This is a genomic window from Pseudobutyrivibrio sp. ACV-2, from assembly GCF_900107545.1.
In the GTDB taxonomy this organism is placed as follows: domain Bacteria; phylum Bacillota; class Clostridia; order Lachnospirales; family Lachnospiraceae; genus Pseudobutyrivibrio.
The window spans coordinates 379,578-406,171 of record NZ_FNQZ01000001.1 but is presented as its reverse complement, the minus strand read 5'-3'; the positions used below and the strand labels follow the sequence as shown (position 1 = coordinate 406,171).

General features: G+C 37.8%; 20 protein-coding genes. 19 read left to right on the top strand and 1 reads right to left on the bottom strand.

Features of this window, described 5'->3' with window-relative positions:
- The first annotated feature begins 7 nt into the window (after nucleotides 1–7).
- The 12 genes from BLV53_RS01900 to BLV53_RS01845 all read left to right on the top strand — a co-directional run bounded on the left by BLV53_RS01900 (nucleotide 8) and on the right by BLV53_RS01845 (nucleotide 16,566).
- A complete protein-coding gene (locus tag BLV53_RS01900; protein WP_090296318.1) occupies nucleotides 8–1,852 on the top strand; it encodes an alpha-amylase family glycosyl hydrolase in 1,845 nt (614 codons plus the stop codon).
- 167 nt (nucleotides 1,853–2,019) lie between these two features.
- Nucleotides 2,020–3,624: a GGDEF domain-containing protein gene (locus tag BLV53_RS01895; protein WP_090296316.1), complete on the top strand. Its 1,605-nt coding sequence runs from the start codon at nucleotides 2,020–2,022 to the stop codon at nucleotides 3,622–3,624.
- Nucleotides 3,625–3,798: 174 nt separating this feature from the next.
- The gene (gene hrcA / locus BLV53_RS01890) at nucleotides 3,799–4,848 is read left to right on the top strand and encodes a heat-inducible transcriptional repressor HrcA (RefSeq protein ID WP_090296314.1); all 1,050 of its coding nucleotides are present in this window, start codon (nucleotides 3,799–3,801) and stop codon (nucleotides 4,846–4,848) included.
- 12 nt (nucleotides 4,849–4,860) lie between these two features.
- Nucleotides 4,861–5,478, top strand: coding sequence for a nucleotide exchange factor GrpE (grpE, locus tag BLV53_RS01885; RefSeq protein WP_090296311.1), 618 nt, complete (start codon nucleotides 4,861–4,863; stop codon nucleotides 5,476–5,478).
- A 41-nt stretch (nucleotides 5,479–5,519) separates the two neighbouring features.
- Nucleotides 5,520–7,412, top strand: a complete 1,893-nt coding sequence (gene dnaK / locus BLV53_RS01880) for a molecular chaperone DnaK (RefSeq protein WP_090296308.1) — start codon at nucleotides 5,520–5,522, stop codon at nucleotides 7,410–7,412.
- Between the two features lie 61 nt (nucleotides 7,413–7,473).
- A complete protein-coding gene (gene dnaJ, locus BLV53_RS01875) occupies nucleotides 7,474–8,643 on the top strand; it encodes a molecular chaperone DnaJ (protein WP_090296306.1) in 1,170 nt (389 codons plus the stop codon).
- Nucleotides 8,644–8,789: 146 nt separating this feature from the next.
- Nucleotides 8,790–10,283, top strand: coding sequence for a UDP-glucose--hexose-1-phosphate uridylyltransferase (gene galT / locus BLV53_RS01870; protein WP_090296302.1), 1,494 nt, complete (start codon nucleotides 8,790–8,792; stop codon nucleotides 10,281–10,283).
- A gap of 180 nt (nucleotides 10,284–10,463) precedes the next feature.
- Nucleotides 10,464–11,159, top strand: coding sequence for a polyphosphate polymerase domain-containing protein (locus BLV53_RS01865; RefSeq protein WP_090296299.1), 696 nt, complete (start codon nucleotides 10,464–10,466; stop codon nucleotides 11,157–11,159).
- Between the two features lie 6 nt (nucleotides 11,160–11,165).
- A complete protein-coding gene (locus BLV53_RS01860; protein WP_090296295.1) occupies nucleotides 11,166–11,852 on the top strand; it encodes a DUF4956 domain-containing protein in 687 nt (228 codons plus the stop codon).
- 15 nt (nucleotides 11,853–11,867) lie between these two features.
- Nucleotides 11,868–13,169, top strand: a complete 1,302-nt coding sequence (locus tag BLV53_RS01855; RefSeq protein WP_090296292.1) for a carbohydrate-binding domain-containing protein — start codon at nucleotides 11,868–11,870, stop codon at nucleotides 13,167–13,169.
- A 76-nt stretch (nucleotides 13,170–13,245) separates the two neighbouring features.
- Nucleotides 13,246–14,697, top strand: a complete 1,452-nt coding sequence (gene gltX, locus BLV53_RS01850) for a glutamate--tRNA ligase (RefSeq protein ID WP_090296289.1) — start codon at nucleotides 13,246–13,248, stop codon at nucleotides 14,695–14,697.
- A gap of 63 nt (nucleotides 14,698–14,760) precedes the next feature.
- A complete protein-coding gene (locus tag BLV53_RS01845; RefSeq protein WP_090296285.1) occupies nucleotides 14,761–16,566 on the top strand; it encodes an ATP-dependent helicase in 1,806 nt (601 codons plus the stop codon).
- A 5-nt stretch (nucleotides 16,567–16,571) separates the two neighbouring features.
- On the opposite strand, the gene BLV53_RS01840 is transcribed toward BLV53_RS01845, so the two are convergent.
- On the bottom strand, nucleotides 16,572–16,880 hold the full coding sequence (locus BLV53_RS01840; RefSeq protein WP_090296283.1) for a DUF1292 domain-containing protein: 309 nt from the start codon (nucleotides 16,878–16,880) through the stop codon (nucleotides 16,572–16,574).
- Nucleotides 16,881–17,008: 128 nt separating this feature from the next.
- On the opposite strand from BLV53_RS01840, the gene BLV53_RS01835 reads away from it, so the two are divergent.
- The 7 genes from BLV53_RS01835 to codY all read left to right on the top strand — a co-directional run bounded on the left by BLV53_RS01835 (nucleotide 17,009) and on the right by codY (nucleotide 26,374).
- A complete protein-coding gene (locus BLV53_RS01835) occupies nucleotides 17,009–18,862 on the top strand; it encodes an alpha-amylase family glycosyl hydrolase (protein WP_090296280.1) in 1,854 nt (617 codons plus the stop codon).
- 36 nt (nucleotides 18,863–18,898) lie between these two features.
- A complete protein-coding gene (locus BLV53_RS01830) occupies nucleotides 18,899–19,432 on the top strand; it encodes a DUF5662 family protein (protein WP_090296276.1) in 534 nt (177 codons plus the stop codon).
- Nucleotides 19,433–19,446: 14 nt separating this feature from the next.
- Nucleotides 19,447–20,454 (top strand): tryptophan--tRNA ligase, encoded by a 1,008-nt coding sequence (trpS, locus tag BLV53_RS01825; protein ID WP_090296273.1) that lies wholly within the window; start codon nucleotides 19,447–19,449, stop codon nucleotides 20,452–20,454.
- A gap of 111 nt (nucleotides 20,455–20,565) precedes the next feature.
- Nucleotides 20,566–22,095 (top strand): YifB family Mg chelatase-like AAA ATPase, encoded by a 1,530-nt coding sequence (locus BLV53_RS01820; RefSeq protein WP_090296271.1) that lies wholly within the window; start codon nucleotides 20,566–20,568, stop codon nucleotides 22,093–22,095.
- Nucleotides 22,095–23,189 carry a DNA-processing protein DprA gene (dprA, locus tag BLV53_RS01815; protein WP_170830726.1) on the top strand — a complete coding sequence of 365 codons (1,095 nt, stop codon included), beginning with the start codon at nucleotides 22,095–22,097 and terminating at the stop codon, nucleotides 23,187–23,189. Before BLV53_RS01820 ends, dprA begins: the two co-directional genes overlap by 1 nt.
- Before the next feature lie 180 nt (nucleotides 23,190–23,369).
- Nucleotides 23,370–25,439, top strand: coding sequence for a type I DNA topoisomerase (gene topA / locus BLV53_RS01810; RefSeq protein WP_090296264.1), 2,070 nt, complete (start codon nucleotides 23,370–23,372; stop codon nucleotides 25,437–25,439).
- Between the two features lie 158 nt (nucleotides 25,440–25,597).
- Complete coding sequence (codY, locus tag BLV53_RS01805; RefSeq protein ID WP_015549915.1) at nucleotides 25,598–26,374, top strand: GTP-sensing pleiotropic transcriptional regulator CodY; 777 nt, start codon at nucleotides 25,598–25,600, stop codon at nucleotides 26,372–26,374.
- Nucleotides 26,375–26,594: the final 220 nt, after the last annotated feature.

Here is a 26,594-nt window from a genome sequence, read left to right as displayed (position 1 = left end):
TGTTAAGATGAGAAACTGGCTAGATAGCATTTATAGTGACGGAACAATAGGATTTGTAAGTAATCCTACACCTGAGCTTCGAGATGAGATTGAGATATCCCTTAGATTATGGGAAGAGTCTCCTGTTAAGGATGTTTTATTGAGAAGAATAATAAATGGTGCTGAGCAATACATAGATATGGAAGTTTCTAAAATTGAATCAGGCCTAAAATATTATTCTGCAAAGGTTAAGATTAATGAGCCTAAATTACAGTATCATTTTGTTATCACTACAGAGGATGTTGTATATTTCTACACTCAGGCAGGTATCTCAACAGTTGATACTGATTACAAGCATGATTTCGTGCTTCTTACCAACTATAGAAATCCTGATTGGGTAAAGGGGGCTGTTTTTTATCAGATTTTCCCAGAGCGTTTTTGCAATGGAAATAAGGATAATGACGTTCAGGATGGCGAGTACACATATATGGGGCATAAGTGCATTAAGATGGATGACTGGAGTCAGCCACCACTTTCAGTGCAGGATGCCCATGGAATGGACTTTTTTGGAGGCGATTTAGAGGGTATCATCGAAAAGATTCCTTATTTAAAGGAGCTTGGTGTTACAGCTATCTACTTAAATCCTATTTTTGAGTCATATTCCACACATAAATACGACTGTACAGATTATTTCCATGTAGATAAGCACTTTGGTGGAGATGAGGCATTGGCTGCTTTATCAGAGGAACTTCACAAAAATGATATGAAGCTGATTCTTGATATTTCTATTAATCATACTGGAATTGAGCACAAGTGGGTTCATGAACACAAGCCTTACTATTTCAAAAAAGAAGACGGAAGTCTCCTTGGATGGGCAGGCATCCATACCCTTCCAGTACTGGATTATAGAAATGAGGAGCTTAGAGAGATTATTTATAAGGGAGAGGATTCTGTACTTAAAAAATGGCTTAAGCCACCATACAATATTGATGGATGGAGATTTGACGTTGCTGACGTATTGGCAAAGAACGACGATGTCCAGCTATTTGAAGAAGTATGGAAGGGCGTTTGCGACTCTATTCGAGAAGTAAAATCAGATGCCTTCATTATAGGTGAGCATTGGGCAGATTGCAGTGAATATCTTCAGGGAGATTTATGGAATACTCCAATGAATTATTTTGGATTTGGACGTATTATGCGCCAGTTTGCAGGCATGCCAGATCTTTTCCTTGCAAGAAATGACAAAATAGCAAAGGTACCATATAAGCTTACCGCAGCTGATGTAGTTACAAGAACTGATTTACATTACACTGTGATTCCGCAGGCTATCGCTGATTGCCAGATGAATCTGTTTGATAGTCATGATGTAGACAGAGTGCATAACTATGAGGGTATAGGTTTTGAAAAATGGAAGAGCGTAGCAATATCTCAGTTCTTCTGGACAGGAATTCCTTGTATTTATTATGGAGACGAGGTAGGTATTGAAGGCCATACAATTTCTGATGCTGGCTGTAGATATCCTATGCATTGGGGACGTGAAAAGGCTGAAGGAAAGCCATATTATGATGTTTACAAAAAGCTTATTGATATGAGAAAAAATGAGCCTGCTTTATATGAAGGTGGAAGAAAAGTTTTATATGCAAATGACAGAGTACTTGTTGTTGCAAGATTTTTAGATTCAAACAAGTACATTTGCGTAATTTCAATGGATGATCTGGAAAGAACAATTAACATTCCTTTATGGATAATTGGAGCATCTGCATTTGAGGGTGATAAAGATGTATTTGGTTCAGATATTGCATTTGAGTGCCAGGATGGAGAGGTTAAGCTTAATGTTCCTGCATTAGCTTCATATGTAATTAAAGTTTCGTAATTTTCATATTTTTATTAGACATAAAGATGCAGATAATTACACTGTATCTTTATGTCTTTTTGTATGTTAAATGAATGTGAATTTTTCTGTAGATTATTTGATAGGACTCAATGTTGTTGTATATTTAGGGTAGATTCATTTTATTATTTTGATAAATAGAGGTTAATATGAAAAAAGGCCTTTTTGGAATATATTCTTTATTTCTTATAATTTTTTGCATCATTTTAGGGATGACTGTGGTTAATGGATCAGGTACTACTTCCCATGACATGTTTCCTGATAGCACTGGTGTTGACATTATGCCGGAGGAGGAATATTTTGATGCTGATAATACATACAATGCCAAGTTTTCTGCTGATATAATTAAAGAAGCTGGTGGCTGTCTTTCTTTTCCTACTACATATATGGATGTATATGTATATGCGGATGGGGAGCTTGTATATGAGAATATAGGTCCTCATTCAAGACTAATCAAATCTCATGGTGATGTATGGCATTTTATAGCGGTTTCTGACTCAAATAAGGAAATAGATGTTAAAATTGTGCCGGTATATGAGGAAAGCCTGGTTACGTCCGTTGTTTTTACGGCAGGTGATTACTATAACATCAGGTCTAGCGTGGTTGTTGATTCCACTTTGCCACTCATTATATCCATACTTGATATTTTATTTGGATTGGTGCTAATTATAAATTTTTCATATAGGAAGCTTAAAGTAATGGCAGATTCCAAAATGATTTTTTTTGGTGTGACAGCTGTTCTGATTGGACTTTGGTCAGCGGGAGAAACCAATGCACTTGTGGTTTTGATTGATAATAGACCTTTTTCTGGAATACTGGCTTTTATTATTTTAATATTTATTCCTGCTCCTTATATTATTTACATTCATGAATCTTTATGGGCTACAGATAAATTCCTATATAGGATACCAATATGTGTTTCATTGTTTAATTTTGTATTAGTAATGGGACTTGCAGTGCTTGATATTATGGATTTCAAGCAATCCGTAGGCTATACACATATGTCCTGGGCTGTTTCGATTATCTATGTTATAGCTTCAATTGTAAATGCTTTTAATACGCATAGAATTCATAAGGATAGAATGGTGCTTATAAACGCCCTAGCAATGTTGGTACTTATTGGTGTAGCAGCTGCAGATATTTATTTATTCTGGAATGGTGAAGGTATACAAAATGATGTTGTAGGAAGAATATTAGTGTTGTTGTATTTTGGTATTCTGGCATATTTAAACACCGTTGAATCTATGAAGGAGTTTGAAAAAGCCAGGATGGCCGACTATTATAAAGAACTGGCAAATACGGATTCAATCACTAAGCTTAATAATAGAACTGCCTTTAATCATGATGTGGAAAAGCTTGTAAACTGTAATGAATACTGCATTTTATCAATGGATTTAAATGACTTAAAGAAAATAAATGATACAAAAGGTCATCAGGCAGGAGACAGATATATAATTAATGCATCCAATATCATTAGGGAGGTGTTTGAAAAGGATGGAAAGTGTTACCGTATAGGTGGAGATGAGTTTTCGGTTATAATACGCAAAGACAACTGCGAGTATTTAGTAAAAGAACTTATTTTACAGCTTGAACAGAAATTGAAGGTACATAACAAAAAGCATCCGTCAGAGCCGGTTATTATAGCCTGGGGATATGAAATAAAGGCTGCCGGTGAAAACAGAGATTATAGGCAGATACTTTATCTGGCTGACGAAAAAATGTATAAAAATAAGAGTTTGAAAAAGAAATTATAATAAAGTGGTGAGCGCCATGGATTTCATGGCGCTTTATTTATTAATTAAATCTAAAAATACCATAAACCATGTTGACAAATCCGGCGGGTAGGTGTAAATTAACCTCAGAATTAATTAGCACTCCAATTGAATGAGTGCTAACAACACAAAATCCTTTCAAAGTGAGGTGGATATATGGCTGATACAGAGCTTGATGAGAGAAAAGTAAAAATACTTAATGCCATTATCAAAAACTATTTAGAAACAGGTGAGCCGGTAGGTTCCCGTACCATTTCTAAATACACTGATTTGAATTTGAGCTCTGCCACCATTCGTAATGAAATGTCAGACTTGGAGGACTTAGGCTATATTGTTCAGCCTCATACCTCCGCAGGACGTATTCCTTCCGACAAGGGCTACAGGTTCTACGTTAATAATCTGATAGCTTCCAAGGACAAGGAAGTTTCAGATATGAAGGAATGGATGCTTGAACGTGAAGAGAAGATGGAAACACTCCTCAAAAACGTTGCAAAGGTTTTAGCTACAAATACACAGTATGCTACCTTGGTTTCAGCACCTACAGTTGTTTCAAACAAGCTTAAATTCGTCCAGCTTTCTGCAGTTGATGAACACCAGGTTCTATCGGTTGTAGTTATGGATGGCAACATCGTCAAAAACAAAATCATTAATATAGATAAGCCACTTGATAACGAAACCATGTTGAAGCTAAACATGCTTCTAAACACAAATCTTAACGGCCTTACAGTGGATCAGATTAATCTGGCTCTAATCACCAGATTAAAGGAACAGGCAGGTATTCATGATGAGATAATCTCGCAGGTACTTGACACAGTTGCTGAGACCATTACAGAAGACGATGATTTACAGGTTTACACTTCAGGTGCAACAAACATTTTCAAATATCCTGAGCTTTCAGATTCAAAGAAAGCATCAGAGCTTTTAGATACATTCGAAGAAAAACAATCATTGATTGAGCTTCTTACTGATAAAAATACAGATGAGGAGACAGGCATTCAGGTATACATTGGTGATGAAACACCAATATCTACAATGAAAGATTGTTCGATTGTTACAGCAACATATGAGCTTGGAGACGGGGTAAAGGGTACCATCGGTATCGTAGGCCCTAAACGTATGGACTACGAAAATGTTGTTGATAATATAAAAAGTCTTAAGGGACAGCTTGATAAGCTCCTTAAAAATGAAAACAAAAATGATAGTTAGGAGATTTTCTTAATGGCAGAAGATAAAGAAAAAATGGAAGAATTTTCTACAGAAGAAGCTGTTAAAGAGGCTGTAGAAAATGCCGAGGAGATGACTGAGGCTACCGAGGCTGATACCACACAGGCTGAAGGAAATTCAGAAGAGCAGGTATCAGAAAAGGAAGCTAAAAAGGTCTTCAAGAAAAAGGAAAAGAAAAAAGATAAAAGAGACGAGCAGATTGAACAGCTCAATGACAGGGTAATGCGTCAGATGGCAGAATTTGAAAACTTCCGTCGTCGTACAGAAGCTGAAAAGTCTCAGATGTTTAGCATGGGTGCGAAAAACATCATTGAAAAGATTCTCCCTGTAGTAGACAACTTTGAAAGAGGTCTTGCTACAGTTGAGGAAGGAGCAGATCCATTTGCAGATGGTATGCTCATGATATATAAGCAGTTACTTACTACACTTGATGAGGCAGGAGTTAAGCCAATCGAAGCAGTAGGACAGGAATTCAATCCTGACTTCCACAATGCAGTAATGCATGTTGAGGATGAGGAAGTAGGCGAGAACATCGTCGTTGAAGAATTCCAAAAGGGCTATATGTTTGGTGATTCAGTAGTTCGCCATTCAATGGTCAAAGTAGCAAATTAATCAGTTAATCACATTTCTTAAAGAAATAGGAGGAAATAGTAATGGGAAAAATCATTGGTATCGATTTAGGAACAACTAACAGCTGTGTAGCTGTTATGGAAGGTGGAAAGCCAACCGTTATCGCAAATACAGAAGGTGCTAGAACAACACCATCTATCGTTGCATTTACAAAGACAGGTGAGAGACTTGTTGGTGAGCCAGCAAAGCGTCAGGCTGTTACAAATGCAGAAAAGACAATCGCTTCTATCAAGAGAGATATGGGTACAGATAATGGCCGTATCATCGACGACAAGAAGTATAGCCCACAGCAGATTTCTGCTATGATTCTTCAGAAGCTTAAGAGTGATGCTGAGAACTACCTTGGTGAGACAGTTTCAGAGGCAGTTATCACAGTACCAGCTTACTTCAACGATGCTCAGCGTCAGGCTACAAAGGATGCTGGTAAAATCGCAGGTCTTGATGTAAAGCGTATCATCAACGAGCCTACAGCAGCTGCGCTTGCTTATGGTCTTGATAATGAGCAGGAGCAGAAGATTATGGTATACGATTTAGGTGGTGGTACATTTGATGTATCTATCATTGAAATCGGTGATGGCGTTATCGAGGTACTTGCTACAGCTGGTAACAACAGACTCGGTGGTGATGATTTCGACCAGAAGATTACAGATTGGATGCTCTCAGAGTTTAAGGCAGCTGAAGGTGTAGATCTTTCAACAGACAAGATGGCTCTTCAGAGACTTAAGGAAGCAGCTGAGAAGGCTAAGAAGGAGCTTTCATCTGCAACAACTACAAACATCAACCTTCCATTCATCACAGCTACAGCTGAAGGTCCAAAGCACTTTGACATGAACCTTACACGTGCTAAGTTTGATGAGTTAACACATGACCTTGTTGAAGCTACAGCAGGTCCTGTAAATCAGGCTCTTAAGGATGCTGGTCTTAACGCATCAGAGCTTTCAAAGGTACTTCTTGTTGGTGGTTCTACAAGAATCCCAGCAGTTCAGGATAAGGTAAAGGCTCTTACAGGTCACGAGCCAAGCAAGACATTAAATCCAGATGAGTGTGTAGCTATCGGTGCTTCTATCCAGGGTGGTAAGCTTGCAGGCGATGCTGGTGCAGGTGATATCCTTCTTCTTGATGTAACACCACTTTCACTTTCTATCGAGACAATGGGTGGTATTGCTACAAGACTTATCGAGAGAAATACAACTATTCCTACAAAGAAGAGCCAGATCTTCTCTACAGCAGCTGATAACCAGACAGCCGTTGATATCAACGTAGTACAGGGTGAGCGTCAGTTCGCTAAGGATAACAAGTCACTTGGACAGTTCAGACTTGATGGTATCCCACCAGCAATGAGAGGTGTACCACAGATCGAGGTTACATTTGATATCGATGCAAACGGTATTGTAAACGTATCTGCTAAGGATTTAGGAACAGGTAAGGAGCAGCACATCACAATCACAGCTGGTTCTAACATGTCTGATGATGATATCGAAAAGGCAGTTAAAGAGGCTCAGGAGTATGAGGCTCAGGATAAGAAGCGTAAGGAAGCTGTTGATACAAGAAACGATGTTGAGAGCTTTGTATTCCAGACAAAGAAGGCTCTTGATGAAGTAGGTGACAAGATTGATGCAGCTGATAAGGCAGCAGTTGAGGCTGACATTGAAGCAGCTCAGAAGTTACTTGATCAGTACAGCACTCCAGAGGAAATGAGCGATTCACAGATTGGTGAACTTAAGGCAGCTCAGGAGAAGCTTACAGAGTCAGCTCAGAAGGTATTCGCTAAGATGTACGAGCAGACACAGCAGGCACAGGGTGGTGCTGCAGGAGCAGGCCCAGATATGAGCCAGTTCACAGGAGCAGGCGCTGGAGCAGGAGCTCAGGGTCCAGCAAACGATGATGTTGTAGACGCTGACTTTAAAGAAGTTTAATTTATAAAATATTTAGCTCCCCTTCGGGGGAGCTTATGGTGTAATAAAGGATTGATAAATTATGGCAGAACAAAAACGTGATTACTATGAGGTCCTTGGCGTTTCCAAGACAGCCTCAGACAGTGAGCTTAAAAGTGCATACAGAAAGCTTGCAAAGAAATATCACCCAGATATGAACCCAGGTGATGCAGAGGCTGAAAAGAAATTTAAGGAGGCCTCAGAAGCCTATGCAATTCTTTCTGATGCTGACAAGAGACGCCAATACGACCAGTTTGGCCACGCTGCATTTGAAAACGGCGGTGGTGGAGCCGGTGGTTTTGACTTCTCTGGAATGGATTTCGGTGATATCTTTGGCGATATCTTTGGAAGCTTCTTTGGAGGCGGCGGTGGACGTGCTTCAAATGGGCCTATGCGTGGCGCAAACCTTAGAGCAGCTGTTCACATCAGCTTTGAAGAGGCAGCTTTTGGTTGTGAAAAGCAGATTGAAATAGTTCTTAAGGACGAATGTGCAGCTTGTCATGGCACAGGTGCAAAGCCTGGCACTAGCAAGCGTACATGTACAAAATGTGGCGGTAAAGGCCGTGTTATGGTTACACAGCAGTCTTTATTTGGTATGGTTCAGAATGTTACAACCTGTCCAGACTGTGGTGGAACAGGAGAGGTTATCGATACTCCATGTCCAGACTGTAACGGCTCCGGATATGTTGCTCGCAAGAAAAAGATTTCTGTATCAATTCCAGCAGGTATTGATAATGGTCAGAGCGTACGTATTCGTGAAAAGGGTGAGCCAGGCCGCAACGGTGGCCCTAGAGGCGATTTACTTGTAGAGGTAGTTGTATCAAGCCATCCAATCTTCCAGCGTAGAGATTACGATATTTATTCATCAGCACCTATTTCCTTTGCCCAGGCAGCTTTAGGTGGAGAGGTGATTATCGATACTCTCGATGGCAAGGTTTCGTACGAGGTTAAGCCAGGAACTCAGACTGACACAACTATCAGACTTAAGGGTAAGGGTGTACCATCTCTTAGAAATAAAGCCATGCGTGGGGACCATTATGTTACACTTATGGTTCAGGTTCCTACATCACTTTCAAAGGATGCAAAGGAAGCACTTCGTAAATTTGATGAGCTTACAGGCAATACCACTACAGGTGGCCCAAAGACTGTAAAGACAGAAAAGAAGCGCAAGGGCTTTGCTGATAAAATAAAAGACGCAATCGAAGACTTATAATATTTGAGCACCAGTTTGGTGCTCTTTTTTTAATAAAATCATAGTCGTTTTTGCAAGTATTTTTAGCGAGAATATTTACCTGAAAAAACTAAAATTGATAAAATTGTTTCTGTAAGGAAGTTTTAATGACTATTTCTGGAGGGAATATGTTACAAGAGAGTATAAAGAAATTAGTACAATATGGCATTAACTCAGGTCTAACACCAGAGTGTGAGAAAATCTATACTACAAACCTCTTGCTTGAGTGTATGAGAGAAGATGAATTCACAGACCCTGACTGTGATTTGTCAAACATTGTCCTTGAGGATGTACTAAAAAATTTATTAGATGAAGCTGTTAAGCGTGGCATTATTGAGGATTCTATTACCTATAGAGATTTATTTGATACAAAGCTTATGAATCAGCTATGTCCACGTCCGTTTCAAGTTATTGATAAATTTAACACCCTATATAAAACTGAAGGTCCTGAGGCTGCAACAGATTATTTCTATAATCTATCCAAAGCTTCTGATTATATTCGTACATATCGAGTAAAGAAGGATTTAAAGTGGACTGTAGATACTGATTATGGGACACTTGATATCACAATTAATCTATCAAAGCCGGAAAAAGACCCTAAGGCAATTGCTGCAGCAAAAAATGCCAAACAGTCTGCATATCCAAAGTGCCAGCTGTGCATGGAAAATGAAGGCTATGCCGGTAGAACCAATCATCCAGCAAGAGAAAATCATAGAATTATTCCTATCACAATCAATGATAGTAAGTGGGGATTTCAGTATAGCCCATATGTATACTATAACGAGCATTGCATCGTATTTAACGGAGAGCACACTCCTATGAAAATCGAGCGTGCAACCTTTGTGAAGCTCTTTGATTTTGTAAAGCAGTTTCCTCATTATTTCTTAGGAAGCAATGCTGATCTTCCAATTGTGGGCGGTTCGATTTTAAGTCACGATCATTTCCAAGGTGGACATTACACCTTTGCCATGGAAAAAGCACCTATCATAAAAGAATTTACTATTTCAGGCTTTGAAGATGTTAAAGCGGGTATCGTAAAATGGCCACTTTCAGTTATACGCCTTCAGTGTAAGGATGAAAAAAGAATCATCGATTTGGCAGAACATATTTTAAATGTATGGCGAGGATATACAGATGAGTCTGCATTTATTTTTGCAGAGACTGATGGTGAGGCGCACAACACAATTACTCCTATTGCAAGAAAAAGAGGAGAACTATTTGAATTAGACCTTGCTCTTCGCAACAATATTACAACTGAGGAGCATCCACTTGGTGTTTATCATCCTCACGCATACCTTCATCATATAAAAAAAGAAAACATAGGCTTGATTGAAGTGATGGGACTTGCGGTATTACCAAGTCGTCTAAAGGGAGAAATAGAGCAGTTGGCAAATTATATTGTTGCTGGCAAAGATATTAGAAGCAATCTAGAGCTTGCGAAACACGCAGACTGGGTAGAAGAATTCAGCAAGAATTATCCTGAGATTAATAATGATAATATCAATGAAATCCTTCAGCAGGAAATAGGTAAGGTATTTTGCAAGGTCCTTGAATGCGCTGGTGTATATAAATGTACACCTGAGGGACAAGAAGCATTTATGCGATTCATTTCAGCCTTGTAGGATAACAAATTTTTAAAAGCATAGCTTAACGGCTATGTTTTTTTATTTGATAGAATAGTAATCTTTTAAATATTCTTTTCAGAACCTTCCGAAAACCTTTTTTTCGTCATCACTTTACATTCACATTGCATATTTAAAGTATAACCATCAGCTAAAAACAAATTCCGAAAGGAGAAAAATGTGGGACATATACAAAAAGTATTTAATAGATATGAGAAGAAATTTCTGTTAGACGAAGATACTTATGTGAATTTTAAAGCAGAGCTGGATGAGTACATGGAAGAAGACGAATACGGTCTTCATACCATAAGAAACATTTACTATGACACTCCAACAGATGAGCTTATCAGGACTTCAATTGAAGGACCGAAGTACAAAGAGAAATTTAGAGTTCGCTGTTATGGAAAACCAACCTATGACAGCATGTGTTTTTTAGAGATTAAAAAGAAATATAAGGGTCTGGTAAATAAACGAAGAGTTGCCATTCCCATGGAAGAGGCTGAAAGATATTTGATTACAGGTAAAATGCCAACGAATCCCAACCAGATATTTAAAGAAATAGATTACTTTTTTAATCATTATCCGCTGGAGCCTAAAAGATATATTGCCTATGACAGGCTGGCGATGTTTGGAAAAGAGGATTCTGAGTTTAGAGTAACCTTTGATATTAATATTCGAAGCAGAGATTTTAATTTGACTCTTTATAGCGATGAAGATAATGAATATTTGTTATCGAAGGGCTATCGTCTTATGGAGGTAAAAATCTCAGATGCAATGCCACTATGGTTTGCAAGACTATTATCAAAATACAGGATTTATCCAACATCATTTTCAAAATACGGAAACTTTTATAAGAAGCAGTTGAAGGAGGCTTAAACCTAAATGGAAGCATTATTATCAGCAATTCAATCATCAACAACTACTACACTTACAGTTACAGATGCCCTTGTAGATGCATCAGTTGCATCATTACTGGGACTTATCATATCATTAACATATATTTACACAGGAAAAACATCTAAAAATTTTGCGCGAACACTAATTATCATGCCTAGCCTTGTGTGCCTTGTAATGCTTGCGGTAAACGGAAATTTTGGCACCAGCCTTGCAGTAGTGGGAGCCTTTTCATTGGTAAGATTTAGATCTTTGCAGGGAAGCTCAAGAGATATTGGATTTGTATTCTTTACAATGACTATTGGTATAATTTGTGCTATAGGTGAACTACCACTTGCAGCTGCTACAACAGCTTTGATTTGCCCAATTCATTTTGTTATGTATTATACAAAATATGCAGCATCTGATATGGAAGAAAAAGATTTAAGAGTAACTATTCCTGAAAATCTAGATTACAGCGAAATTTTTGATGATTTATTTGAAAAATACACAAAGACACACAAGCAAATAGCAGTAAAGACTACTAATATGGGTTCTATGTATGAAATCAACTATAAAGTAAAGTTAAACGATGAAAAATTGGAAAAATCATTTTTAGATGAAATAAGAATGAGAAATGGAAATCTTACTGTAGTATGTGGCCGTTGTGATGCAAATGAAGCAGAGGAGCTTTAAAGGAAAGGAGTTGCCTTGAAAAAGAAAATTTATTTAAGTTTATTAAGTTTAGTGATAGTTGCAAGCTTGTCAGCATGTGCAGGCACATCCACCTTGGAAGCAGGCTCTGATTCTTCAAAAAATACCACATCTACCACGACTACAGCATCAGACACATCTACTACATCTTCGTCTGGAACAGTGGAGTATAATGTACTTGAAATAAAAGATGATTGGACCACAAAGGCCAGTATCACATTTTCAGAAGGTGATATGTCTATAGACGGCAGTGGCTGCTCTAATGAGGATGGAGTTTTGTATATAACTGAAGGCGGAACCTATACTCTTAGTGGTTCGTCTCAAAAGGCCTCAATACTTATAAATACTGATGAAAGCGTAAAGCTCATTTTAAATGGCGTTGAGCTTACAAGTGAAAAGGGACCTGTAATATATGCAAGCCAGGTCAAAAATCTTTATATAGAAATGGCTGAGGGTACAACGAATACTTTGACAGATAGCGATACCTATGAAACAGATTCATCAACAGGTGAAGAAATAGGAAAAGGCGTTATTTCAAGCGAAGATGATTTGATTATTTTAGGTGATGGTACTTTAAATATAAATGGAAATCATAAGCATGGTATTTCCTGCGATGATGAGCTTTATATTGAAAGTGGTACTATAAATATCACATCAAATGGTACAGATGGCATAAATGCAAACGATTTAGTTTGTGTAGACGGAGGAACTATCACGATTAATGCTGTAAGTGATGGAATAGAGGTTGAAAAACTTCTTGTCATAAATGCTGGAACTTTATGTGTTACAAGTCAAAATGAAGGTATCGAGTCCAAGGACAGCATATGCATTAATGACGGTGATATCACTATAGAATCATCGGATGATGGAATAAACGCAGGTTATTATATTGAGATTAACGGTGGAAAGGTTAATGTTACTAGTCAAAATAATGATGGTATAGACTGTAATGGCGGATATGATGGATGCATTACAATAAATGATGGTGAGATAAATGTGACAGGTGCTGATTCTCCTGAGTGCGGACTTGATGCAGATGAATCTTCAATCATCATTAATGGCGGTAAGGTTACGGCCACTGGTGGAAGTAATAGCAATATTATCGAAAATGGCGGTGAGAATAATATAACCTCCACAGGGGCTGAAGGTGATTTCCAAGGTGGCATGGGAAAAGGAGGCCCTAGGGGTAATAGTGATTTTAATCCTGATAATCTACCTGAAGATTTTGATCCAGAAAATATGCCGCAGGGACAAAAGCCACAAGGGGAGCCTCCTCAGAAAAATGACTTGCAAAATTAGGATTTTGGTATAGAATTATTAAGGATTGCACTTTTGCAGTCCTTAATTTTATGTTTTTTTATAGTGAGGAAATAAAATGAGTAAAGTAAGAACACGTTTTGCACCATCACCAACTGGTCGTATGCACGTTGGAAATCTTCGTACAGCTCTTTATGCATATTTAGTTGCTAAGCACGAGGGAGGCGATTTCCTTCTTCGAATTGAAGATACTGATCAGGAGCGTCTTGTGGAAGGTGCTGTTGATATTATCTATAGAACACTTGCAGCAACAGGTCTTATTCATGATGAAGGCCCAGACAAGGACAAGGGCTGTGGTCCATATGTTCAGTCAGAGCGTCAGGAGCAGGGCATCTATCTTGAGTATGCTAAAAAGCTTATCGAAAAAGGCGAAGCATATTACTGCTTCTGCGATGAAGAGCGTCTTGCAGAGTGTAAGCAGGTTATCGGTGATAAAGAGATTTCTATTTATGACAAGCATTGTCTCAACCTTTCAAAGGAAGAGGTAGAGGCCAATCTTGCAGCTGGTAAGCCATATGTTATCCGTCAGAACAATCCACGTACAGGCACAACTACTTTTGTAGATGAGCTTTATGGAGAAATCACAGTTGATAATGCAGAGCTTGACGATATGATTCTCATCAAATCAGATGGTTATCCTACATACAATTTTGCCAACGTTGTTGACGATCACCTTATGGGTATCACACACGTTGTTCGTGGTAATGAATATATTTCATCATCACCAAAGTACAATCGTCTTTACGAGGCTTTTGGCTGGGAAGTACCTAAGTACATTCACTGCCCACTTATCACAAATGAAGAGCATCAGAAGCTTTCAAAGCGTTCAGGTCACTCATCTTATGAGGATTTAATTGAGCAGGGCTTCTTAACAGAGGCGGTTGTCAATTTCGTAGCTTTACTTGGCTGGTCTCCAGAAAATGATAACGAAATCTTCTCATTAGAGGAGCTTGTAAAAGAATTCGATTATCATCGTATTTCAAAGTCACCTGCAGTATTCGATATCACAAAGCTTAAGTGGATGAACGGCGAATACATGAAGGCTATGGACTTTGACAAATTCTACGAGATGGCTGAGCCATATCTCAAGGAATACATCAAGAGCGATGTAGACCTCAAGAAGATTGCAAAGATGGTTCAGACTCGTATTGAGATTTTCCCAGACATCAAGGATCATGTTGATTTCTTTGATGCTGTACCTGAGTATGATAGTGCAATGTATACTCATAAAAAGATGAAGACAAACGAAGAGTCATCACTTGCTGTATTAAAGGAGCTCTTACCAGTTCTTGAAGGCTTGGATGATTATTCAAATGATGCGTTATATGCAGCACTTACAGGCTTTGCTGCAGAGCATGAATACAAAAACGGATACGTTCTCTGGCCAGTACGTACAGCTGTTTCAGGTAAGCAGATGACTCCTGGCGGTGCAACAGAGCTGATGGAAATCCTTGGCAAGGAAGAGTCTATCAAGCGTATCAAAGCGGCAATCGAAAAATTGTCTAAATAATTTTGGCAAATATTTAATTAAATAATAGGCTGGTAACCTTGAATTTGGGCGTATAGGAGGTATATGGAACTAAACGTCCCACAAAAGCAGGCTGTTTTTCACAAAGAGGGGCCTTGTCTTGTAATAGCAGGGCCTGGAAGCGGTAAAACAGCTGTATTAACTAAACGAATTAGTGAGCTTATTAATTCTGGTGTACCAGCGCAGGAGATTTTGGTAATTACATTTACCAAAGCTGCGGCAATTGAAATGAAGGAACGTTTCAACAGGTTATCAGATGATGTACATCCAGTGACCTTTGGAACGTTCCATTCTTTATTTTGGGGCATTCTACAAAAGGAAAAGGGATTTAAATCATCTGATATCATAATGGGACAGATGAGAAATAAGATTTTGAAGGAAGCTATGACTATAGCAGATATAGATAAGGATGACATAGCTCTGGCAAATTCCTATATCACTGAATTATCTACTGTTAATAATAAAAATATTGATTTAGAATCCTACGAGCCGAAATACGCAGATGCCACAAAGCTTAAATGCTTCATAGAAGCCTATGAGAGTCTAAAGGCTAAATATCATGTCATTGATTTTGACGACATGCTCATTAAAGCCTATCAGCTTTTTATTGATAGACCTGACATTTTAAATAAATGGCAGCATAGATTTTCATATTATCTTGTGGATGAAATGCAGGACATGAATGATTTACAGTTTAAGCTGACTAATCTTCTGGCAGATAGAACTCATAATTTGTTTTGCGTAGGAGATGATGATCAGTCTATCTATGGTTTTAGGGGCTCAAATCCTAAAATTATGCGTGATTTTATGGAATACTATCCAAATGCTAAACAAATTGTTTTAGATTACAATTACAGAAATCCTGCCAATGTTGTGAAATCAGCAGGTCTTCTCATCGGAAAGAATGAAAATCGTTTTGAAAAAAATATAAAAAGCACTGTAGGTGATGGTAATATCCAAATAATAGAGAAAAAATCCCCTGCCATAGAAGCTGAATTTATAATAAATAAGATTGGCGAACTTAGAAAAAATGGCACTTCTTATGATGAAATAGCTGTATTATACAGAAATCACTCGGATGCTAGATATTTGGTGGACAAGCTTACTACAAGTGGAATTAGTTTCTATTTGAAGGAGAAAATGCCAAATATCTATTCTCATTTTATTATTGCAGATATAGAAAGCTATTTTCAGATTGCTATAGGAAATGCCACTAAAGCCAGATTGTTGTCTGTAATCAACAGGCCCAACCGTTACTTACATAGACAGGCCGTAGAAAATGGTATAACAGAAAAATCCATGCTTGATTTTTATGACAATAACCCTGGCTATTATAAGGTGGTAGAGTCTTTTTGGGCTGATATAAAGCTAATGGCAAAAATGTCACCTGGAGCTGCTATTAGCTACCTGTGTAGAGTTATGGACTATGACAATTTTTTGCTTCAGGAAGCTGTTAGCAATGAGGTGGATATAGCAGAATATCAGGAGGTAATAGAATTTATTCAGGAGGTTTTTAAGGATTGCAGAACCATCAGACAGGCTATAGATAAATTAAATGGACTCAGACTAAAGATTGATTATGAAAATCGAAACAGGGTAGTAGATAAATCCGGAAAGGTAGGTTTATATACACTTCATTCCAGCAAGGGACTGGAATTTGAAAATGTGTTTATTATATCTGCCAGTGATGGCGTGATTCCAACAAATAAATGTCAGTCAAGAGAGGATATAGAAGCGGAGCGAAGACTTTTTTATGTGGGGATTACCCGTTGCAAAAGAAACCTTTATATTACCTATACCAATAAAAAAAATCGGGATAAATCCCGATTTTTAGATGAAATGTTTGATTAAACTGATTAGTCCTCGTCATCCTCGGCGTAGATTTCATCAAAACGCTTAGAGACTGCCTCATATTCCTCATCAGAATCAATGTTATCAAGCGATGGTGCACCGCTTTCATCTTCGAAATAACGATATATATATACTTCACCATCAGCGTTAGGCTCGCCATTTTTATCAAGGGGAAGAAGAACAATATAGTCCTGCTCATTTACATCAAAGATTGTAAGAATCTCACATGTTACCTCTGTACCATCATCTAAATTTAAAGTGACAACTACATCATCATCCTCGTTATCAACTGGAAAAACCTGATTTTCGTCCATCTTTTACTCCTTTTAAGATTATATTTGTTTAAGGTATAGCCTTATGATATAATTCATCATTAGTAATGTCTAGTGATTTCTATTATTTTAGACAAAATATACGCTAAACTTTGAAGATGGGGCTTTTTATGAACGTTTCAAGAGGAGATTTTAGAGAATATGGACCACGAATATGTGGAAGAGATAAAGTAACATTTACATTTGCAGTAAATGCCACTTCTGAAAAAATCTCTATTCTGTTATTCGACAAATCAACTAAAAAACAGATTTCTACAATAGATCTTTCTGATGAACATGCTTTAGGTCTGGTTTATTCTGTAACTGTTTCAGGTATAAATCCTGATGATATTTGTTATTTACTAAAGGAAGACAAAACAACCTACGTAGATTCTTACGCTACAGCTATAGTGGGAAGAGATATTTGGGCTGATGCAGCAGCCAGAGAAAAGCAACAGTTTAAGGTTTATTCAGGTATTTCACATATTGAAAAAGACTGGAAGGATACAAAGGTATCTATAGCCCCTACTGACATGGTTTTGTACAAGCTACATATGCGTGGCTTTACAGCAGGAAATGGGATGTCTTCGGCAAAAGTTGGCTCATATAAAGGGCTTTTATCTAAGCTTCCATACTTTAAAAAGCTTGGAATAACAAGCCTTGAAATTATGCCTTTATACGATTTTGAGGAGCTGTTTTTAGAATGCAAATCAAGCATTTCCTCGAAGGGCAAAATCACACAGGTTCAGGATTATATAGGAAAAGTTAATTACTGGGGGTTTGGCCTTGCAGATTATTTTGCACCAAAAGCATCTTATTTTGGTGGTGCATCTAAGGCAGCAGAAGGTCTTCGTGCCATGGTTTCAAAGCTTCATAACAACGGTTTTGAAGTTATCATGGAGATGGCATTTGCCCAGGAAACATCATCAGATGTTCAACTTGAATGTTTAAAATATTATGTAAAATACTTCCATATAGATGGTTTTCATATTGTGGGCTGCAATGCACCAATAGAGAGAATCGCAAAAGAACCTTATCTTGGCACTACAAAAATCTTCTACGAATATATTCCAGAAGAGATTCTATGCAGTGAGTCGGGCAGTAAACATCTTTTTGTATACAATGATTCCTTCATGAATGTTACCCGTCAGATTCAAAATCATATGAATGGTAGCATGGTGCAGTTTGCTAATCATATGCGCCGTCAGAATGGTGCTTACGGTTTTGTCAATTACATGGCAAACGTAAATGGTTTTTCACTGTGGGATTCCTATTCATACGGCGAGAAGCACAACTTAGATAATGGTGAGGACAACAGAGACGGCACAAACAATAATTTCTCCTTCAACTACGGTGTTGAAGGAAAAACCACCAACAAAATGATAAATGCCAACAGATTCAGGCAGATGCGCAATTCACTTGCGGCTCTGATGATGTCTCAAAGTGTTCCACTTATTGTGGCAGGCGATGAAGTTGCGGCTACTCATCAGGGGAATAATAATCCATATTGTCAGGATAATGAAATTGGCTACACAGTATTTACTAAAAATAAAAGTAAAGCATCCCTGCAGAGATTTGTTGAGCAGCTTATAGATTTCAGAAAGAAGCATAAATGTCTAAGGGTAGAGACACCTTTCTTAATGAACGATTACAAGCACCTGGGCCTTCCAGATATGTCCTTCCACGGTTCAGAACCATGGATGATGAGCATAGGAGAAGAGCAGAAGGCGTTAGGTGTTCTATATAACGGAGCTTATGTAGATGAAAAAGAAGAGGTATTTATTTGCTACAACTTCCACTATGACACTGTGGAAATGGCACTTCCTCTTTTAGCTCCTGGCAAACGATGGCGCATTTGTTTTAACACCGCCGACTACAACGATAAAAGTGATTTTACGCCAAAGCCGATTGATAATCAGCAAACAATAAAAGTACCTGGAAGTTCCATAAGTGTACTTGTGGGATTGAGGGTAAATACTAAATAGAATTCTATTTAAGTAAAACTAGGAGTTGATTGATAAATGAAGGCTTGGAAACATTTTAAAACTATTACGCATCATAGACATCTTGTAAGAAAAGGCTGCTTTGCAGTTGGATTATATTGGCAGGGACTTACCCACGATTTATCAAAATATTCCTGGGTAGAATTTTCTGTTGGAGCTAAATACTTTCAGGGAGATAAGAGCCCTAATAATGCAGAAAGGCTTGAGACAGGGGTGTCGCTTGCTTGGCTGCATCATAAAGGCAGGAATAAGCATCATTTCGAGTATTGGATTGATTATGGTTTAGATGAAAATCATAGTATGACAGGCATGGAGATGCCAGTTAAATATGTTGTTGAAATGTATTGTGACAGAGTTGCTGCCTGCAAGACCTATCAAAAGGATAAATATACTGATAGGAGTGCACTTGAGTATTATGAGCGTGGCAAGGGCAAATACATGATGCATAAAAACACAGCAGATTTGCTCGAAAAAATGCTTACACATCTTGCTGAATATGGCGAGGATGCTACAAACGACTACATTAGAAAAGAAATTTTACATAATAAATAACTGGAGAAATAATGATGGAAAAGGAAAGAAAAGTATTATATTCAGGTATGCAGGCTACAGGAAAGCTTACCATTGGAAATTATATAGGAGCACTTAAGAACTGGGTAAATTTACACGAGGATTATGATTGCTTCTTTGGTGTTATGGATTTACATTCACTTACAGTCAGACAAAATCCTACAGAGTTCAAGCAGAACGCAAGAAGAATCTACACTCAGTATGTAGCAGCAGGACTTGATCCAAAGAAGAACTGCATCTATTTTCAGTCTCATGTTTCGGCTCATGCTGAGCTTGGATGGATTCTCGACTGCTTCACATACATGGGCGAGCTTAACAGAATGACTCAGTTTAAGGATAAATCAGCAAAGCATGCTGATAATATTAACGCAGGCTTATTTACATATCCTGCACTTATGGCTGCAGATATTCTTCTTTATCAGGCTGATTTGGTACCAATCGGTGCTGACCAAAAGCAGCATCTTGAAATCTGCCGTGACGTAGCAGAGCGCTTTAACAATATTTATGGTGATGTTTTCACTATACCTGAGGGATATTTCCCAAAGGCTGGTGCAAGAATCATGTCTCTTGCCGAGCCTACCAAAAAGATGTCAAAATCTGACGAAAATGTTAATGCTACAATTTACCTTATTGATGACAGAGATACTATAATCCGCAAGTTCAAAAAGGCTGTTACAGATTCAGATGCTGAGGTTCGCTACGATGTAGAAAACAAGCCAGGTGTATCTAACCTTATGGAAATCTATGGTGTTGTAACAGGCAAAACTATGGATGAAGTAGCAAAGGAATTCGATGGAAAGGGCTATGGAGACTTTAAGCTTGCAGTTGGTGAGGCTGTAGCAGATATGCTTGATCCATTCCATGCACGCTGTGCCGAACTTGAAAAGGACAAAACATACATTAATGAATGTATAAAGGAAAACGCTGAAAAAGCATCTTATTTTGCTAACAAGACCTTAAGAAAAGTTCACAAGAAGCTTGGACTTACTGAGCGTATAAGATAGAGGAAACCAATAAAATTATTTTTCATTGTTTTTAGGACAGGAGTATGTTATCATGACTCCTGTCTTTTTTCTTAATATTTTCATATTCTTAAATCCCCAAAAGGAGTTTAATTGTATAGTATTGTAAATACCGCTACCATTTATGGTATCGATTCTAGGATTATATCTGTTGAGGCAGATATATCTGAAGGTATGCCCATGTTTGAAATGGTGGGATATCTTTCTTCGGAGGTGAAGGAGGCCAAGGAAAGGGTACGAGCTGCCTTAAAAAATGAAGGGTATGCGCTTCCTATTAAGCGAATCACAGTGAATTTCACCCCTGCAAGCATCAAAAAGACAGGAGCGGGTTTTGATTTACCCATTGCTGTGGCTGTTTTATCTGCTATAGGCATAATTGATAGCAGTAGACTAAGCGATATATGCCTACTTGGAGAAATTGGCTTAGATGGCAAAATACAGCCTGTGAACGGCGTATTATCTATGGTGATGGAGGCCAAGAAAAAAGGACTTGAGATTGTAATAGTACCAAAGGATAATCTGACAGAGGCTAGGCTTGTGCCTGAAATTATCACACTTGGGGTGTCTAAGCTAAAGGATGTTATAGATATTATCAATGAAGAGCATTATGAGATGGAACCTATTTTCTCTGAAAACACTTCAAATATAATTGAAACCGCATATGATTTTTCAATGATTAATGGACAACAGGCTCTTAGAAGAGCTTGTGAGGTGGCAATAAGTGGTATGCACAACCTGCTTATGGTGGGACCACCGGGGGCTGGCAAATCGATGGTTGCTAAATGTATTCCTTCTATTTTGCCTCCAATGGATTTGGAAGAGCAGATGGAGGTATCAAAGATTTATTCTGTCTCAGGTATTTTTAATGAAAGAAAAGGATTAATCAAAAACCGTCCATTCAGAAGCCCTCATCACACTGTTTCAGCCCAGGGACTTGTAGGTGGTGGGCAGATTCCAAAGCCTGGAGAAATATCCTTATCTCATGGAGGCGTACTATTTTTAGATGAGCTGACAGAATTTAATAAATCCACCATAGAAATGCTAAGACAGCCGCTTGAAGATAAACAGGTTAATATAGCAAGGGCTACTGGAAGCTTTACCTATCCAGCTGATTTCGTTTTGGTTGCGGCTATGAATCCATGTTCCTGTGGATATTATCCAGATTTAAACCGATGTCATTGTACCAGACAATCCATTATGAGATATCTTTCTAAAATATCTCAGCCACTTTTGGATAGAATTGATATTTGTGTGGAGGCGCCAACATTAAATTTTACTCAGATTTCAAAAAGAGAGGATAATGAATCTTCTGATTGTATTAGAAAGCGCGTGATTGCTGCCCACGAAATTCAAAGAAATCGCTACAGAGAATATGGGTTTCTATTTAATAGTCAGATTCCCAGCAACCTTATTGGCAAATTTTGCAATTTATCAGATGGAAACACAGCATATATGGAAGCTATGTATAACAAGTATTCATTGACTGCGAGAACTTATCATAAGGTGCTTAGAGTTGCCAGAACTTTGGCCGATATGGATGAAAGTGAAGACATTAAACTTATTCATCTGCAGGAGGCAATCCTTTATCGAGGTTTGGACAAAAAGTATTGGGAGGAATGCTGATGAATACAAAAATTTATGAGTATTGGTTCCTGAGAAATGAGGATATACCTTATAGTAGAAAAAGCCGCCTTTTGGAGCACTTTTATGATTCCTACAATATTTATAGGGCAAGTGATAAAGAACTCCTGGAAAGCGGTCTTATGGAGCCTACAAAGGTGGAAAGCTTTATAGCTGATAGAAATAAATTTGATTTGGAAAGGGAATACGACGACTTTAATCATTCCCCTTTTTCCTTTATAACAATGGAATCAGACAAATATCCGCAGAAGCTTAGGAATATTTATGATCCGCCATACGGGCTTTTTTATAATGGAACACTGCCTGATTTTAATAAATGTATTTCGATAGTAGGAGCTAGAAGATGTAGTGCCTATGGCAGAAAAATGGCGCAGGAGCTTGGAAACAGGCTGGCTAAGGCAGGATTTACCATTATAAGCGGTATGGCAAGGGGCGTAGATGCCTATGGGCACAAAGGCTGCCTGGAAGCCGCTGGAAAGACTGTTGCGGTACTTGGAAGTGGTTGCGATGTGATTTATCCTGCTGAAAATAGATTACTATATGAAGAAATAGCAAAAAGTGGAGCAATCTTATCAGAGTACCAGATGGGCGCAACACCACTTCCGATGAATTTCCCAAGAAGAAATCGAATAGTCTCAGCACTTTCTGATATTGTGATAGTGGTAGAAGCCAGGGAAAAATCAGGTTCCTTAATTACTGCAGATTTTGCACTGGAGCAGGGAAAAGAAATATTTGTTGTTCCAGGAAGAGTAGGGGATAATCTTTCAACTGGTTGTAATAAGCTTATTTCCCAGGGAGCAGAAATTTTGTGGTCAATTGACCAGTTTATGAGTGATTTATCCGAACTATATGGACATGATATTTCTCCTAAAGAGCAGGTTGCAAAAGCCAAAAAGCCTAAATTGTCAAATGAATTAGGAAAGGTTTATGAGTTATTTGATTTATACCCTAAAAGTCTATCTCAGGTTGTGGAGGAAACAAATATAGATTATCTGCAATTACTGTCTAATGTACTGGCTTTGGAAAGAATGGGCCTGTTATGTGAGGCCTTCAAAAACAATTACATCAAGTGCTAAACAGTTGGGTAATATTCATAATCAAATTTTAATGTTTTCTGTCAATATTTAAAGTTTTCCTTGAAAATAGAAAATTATTGTTGTATAGTGAGTAACGTTTCTACTATGAAGCAAAATAATATAACTGATACGAGCAATTATATTTGTCGATAGTTATTAATATTTGGAGATGAAATTTATATGGCAAAAAATCTTGTTATTGTGGAGTCGCCAGCTAAGGTGCATACCATCAAGAAGTTTTTAGGAAGCAATTATGAGGTAATGGCTTCCCAGGGACATGTTAGAGATATGCCTAAATCACAGCTTGGTTTTGACCCTGAAAATGATTTTGAACCTAAATATATAACAATACGAGGAAAGGGAGAGCTACTTGCTGCACTTCGCAAGGAAGTAAAGAAGGCAGATAAGATTTATCTGGCAACTGATCCCGACCGTGAGGGGGAAGCCATTTCTTGGCATCTCACTTACGCCCTCAATTTACAGGATAAAAAGGTTTACAGAATTACTTTCAATGAAATCACAAAGACGGCAGTAAAGAATTCTCTGAAAAATCCTAGAGAAATCGATATGGGTCTGGTTGATGCTCAGCAGGCACGTAGAATGCTTGATAGAATGGTGGGTTATGAGATTTCACCACTTCTTTGGACAAAGGTAAAAAGAGGGCTTTCTGCCGGACGTGTTCAGTCAGTTGCCCTTAGAATCATTTGTGACAGGGAAAAGGAAATTGAGCAGTTTATTCCTCAAGAGTATTACACACTTGATGTACTTCTTGATGTGCCAGGTTCCAAAAAGCCTATCACAGCAAAGTATTATGGCGATAGTACAGGAAAGAAAGATATTTCTGATAAGGAAAGCCTTGATAAAATAATGGCTGAGCTTGATGGAGCAGATTATGTAATAGATTCCATTAAACATGGCAAAAGAGAAAAGAAAGCACCACTTCCATTTACAACATCTACAATGCAACAGGAAGCATCAAAGGCACTTAATTTCTCAATTCAAAAGACTATGAGCGTTGCACAGCAGCTTTATGAAGGCGTCAGCGTCAAGGGGCACGGTACAGTCGGTTTGATTACATATCTTCGTACTGATTCAACTCGTGTTTCTGATGAAGCAAGAGCTATGGCTGAAGGCTTTATATCTGCAAACTATGGTGATAACTATTTATCAGAGGCGGCTGTGTCATCTAAGAAGAATACTGGAAAGGTTCAGGATGCCCACGAGGCAATCAGACCTGCCAATATAGAGCTTATTCCATCGGAGATTAAGGAAAGTCTTACAAGAGATCAGTTTAGACTGTATCAGCTTGTATGGAAGCGTTTCGTGGCAAGCCAGATGGCAAATGCGGTTTATGACACAGTTTCACTTAGCGTAAAGGCAAACAATCAGGTGTTTACAGCTTCTGAGTCTGCAGTTAATTTTGATGGATTTATGATGATTTATACTGATGCAGATGATGAGCAGGATGCAAAGACACATCCACTTGCAAAGCTTAATGAGGATTCAAAGCTTAAATTTAACAGCTTTGATGAGAAACAGCATTTTACACAGCCTTCACCACATTTCACAGAAGCTTCTCTTGTAAAGACTCTTGAGGAACTGGGAATTGGTCGACCAAGTACCTATTCACCAACAATTACTACACTTCTCAAGAGACATTACATCACAAAGGAAGCAAAAAATCTGTTTGTAACAGAGCTTGGTGAGGTTGTCAATTCTATTATGGTAGATTCATTCCCTATCATCGTAGATGATAAATTTACAGCAAATCTTGAACTTCTTTTAGATGGAGTAGAAGAGGGAACAGTAGAGTGGAAATCTGTTGTAAGAAATTTCTACCCTGACTTGGATAAAGCTGTAAAGGTAGCAGAGGAAGAGCTTAAAAAGGTCGAAATCCATGATGAGGTTACAGACGTAATCTGTGAGGAATGCGGACGTAACATGGTTATTAAATTTGGACCTCACGGCAAGTTCCTTGCTTGTCCTGGTTTCCCGGAATGCCGTAATACAAAGCCATTCCTGGAAAAAATAGGAGTTCCATGTCCAAAATGTGGCGGTGATGTAGTAATCAGAAAGTCACAGAAGGGCAGAAAGTTCTTTGGATGTTCTAATCATCCAGAATGTGATTTCATTAGCTGGTCAAAGCCTACTACCGAAAAGTGTCCAAAATGTGGCACTTACATGGTAGAAAAGGGTAACAAACTGGTTTGTGCTAATGATGAGTGCAGATTTGTGCAGAGTCAGAACTAAATTCAATAAATGTTTCTAATATTCTGAAATTTATTGTTTTTAATGTGAATATGTGTTAAAATTCATAATAATTCTTATAATTAGAATTATTTGACACTTCGGGGAAGCGGATGATATGAAAATTTGCATTGTTTTAGATTTAGGAGGAATATAGATTAATGAGTGTACAGTTACTAGACAAGACAAGAAAGATTGGAAAGCTTCTTCACAATAACAATTCATCAAAGGTTGTTTTTAATGATATTTGTTCAGTATTAACAGAAATTCTTGATTCATCAGTGCTTGTTATTTCAAAGAAGGGTAAAGTCCTTGGACTTTCTCATCTTCCAAATACAACAGAAATCGGTGAGCTTATTGTTGATGAGGTTGGTGGTTTCATCGATCCATTATTAAATGAGAGATTACTTTCAATTCTTTCAACAAAGGAAAATGTTAATCTTAAGACTCTAGGTTTTGAAAAGTCTGATATTGATATGTATTCTGCAATCATTGCACCAATCGATATTGCTGGTGAGCGTCTTGGTACACTCTTTGTTTATAGATTTGACAAGCAGTATGATATAGATGATATTATCCTTACAGAGTATGGCACAACAGTCGTAGGTCTTGAAATGATGCGTTCAGTAAATGAGGAATCTGCTGAGGAAAATCGTAAGCTTCAGGTAGTTAAGAGTGCTATTTCAACACTTTCATATTCAGAGCTTGAAGCAATTATTCACATTTTCGAGGAATTAGATGGTAATGAAGGGGTGTTGGTTGCATCAAAAATTGCCGATAGAGTAGGTATAACAAGATCTGTTATTGTAAATGCTCTTCGTAAATTTGAATCAGCTGGCGTTATTGAATCCCGCTCATCAGGAATGAAGGGTACTTACATCAAGGTTCTTAATGACGTGGTATTTGACGAGCTTGAAGAAATTAAAAAGAATAAATAATAAAATGGAATATTAAAAGATATGTATTTTAAAGGGACTTAAGGAAACTTAGGTCTCTTTTTTTAATTATCTAATATTATAATTCATAACTTATACACAATATTGCATTATTATAGATGATAATCTAATAAAAACTTATTACATTGGATAAATGTACTATCTATGGTGCTGATAATGGTGAATTTGCACAACATGAGCCTGAAACATACATGTTTTCAAA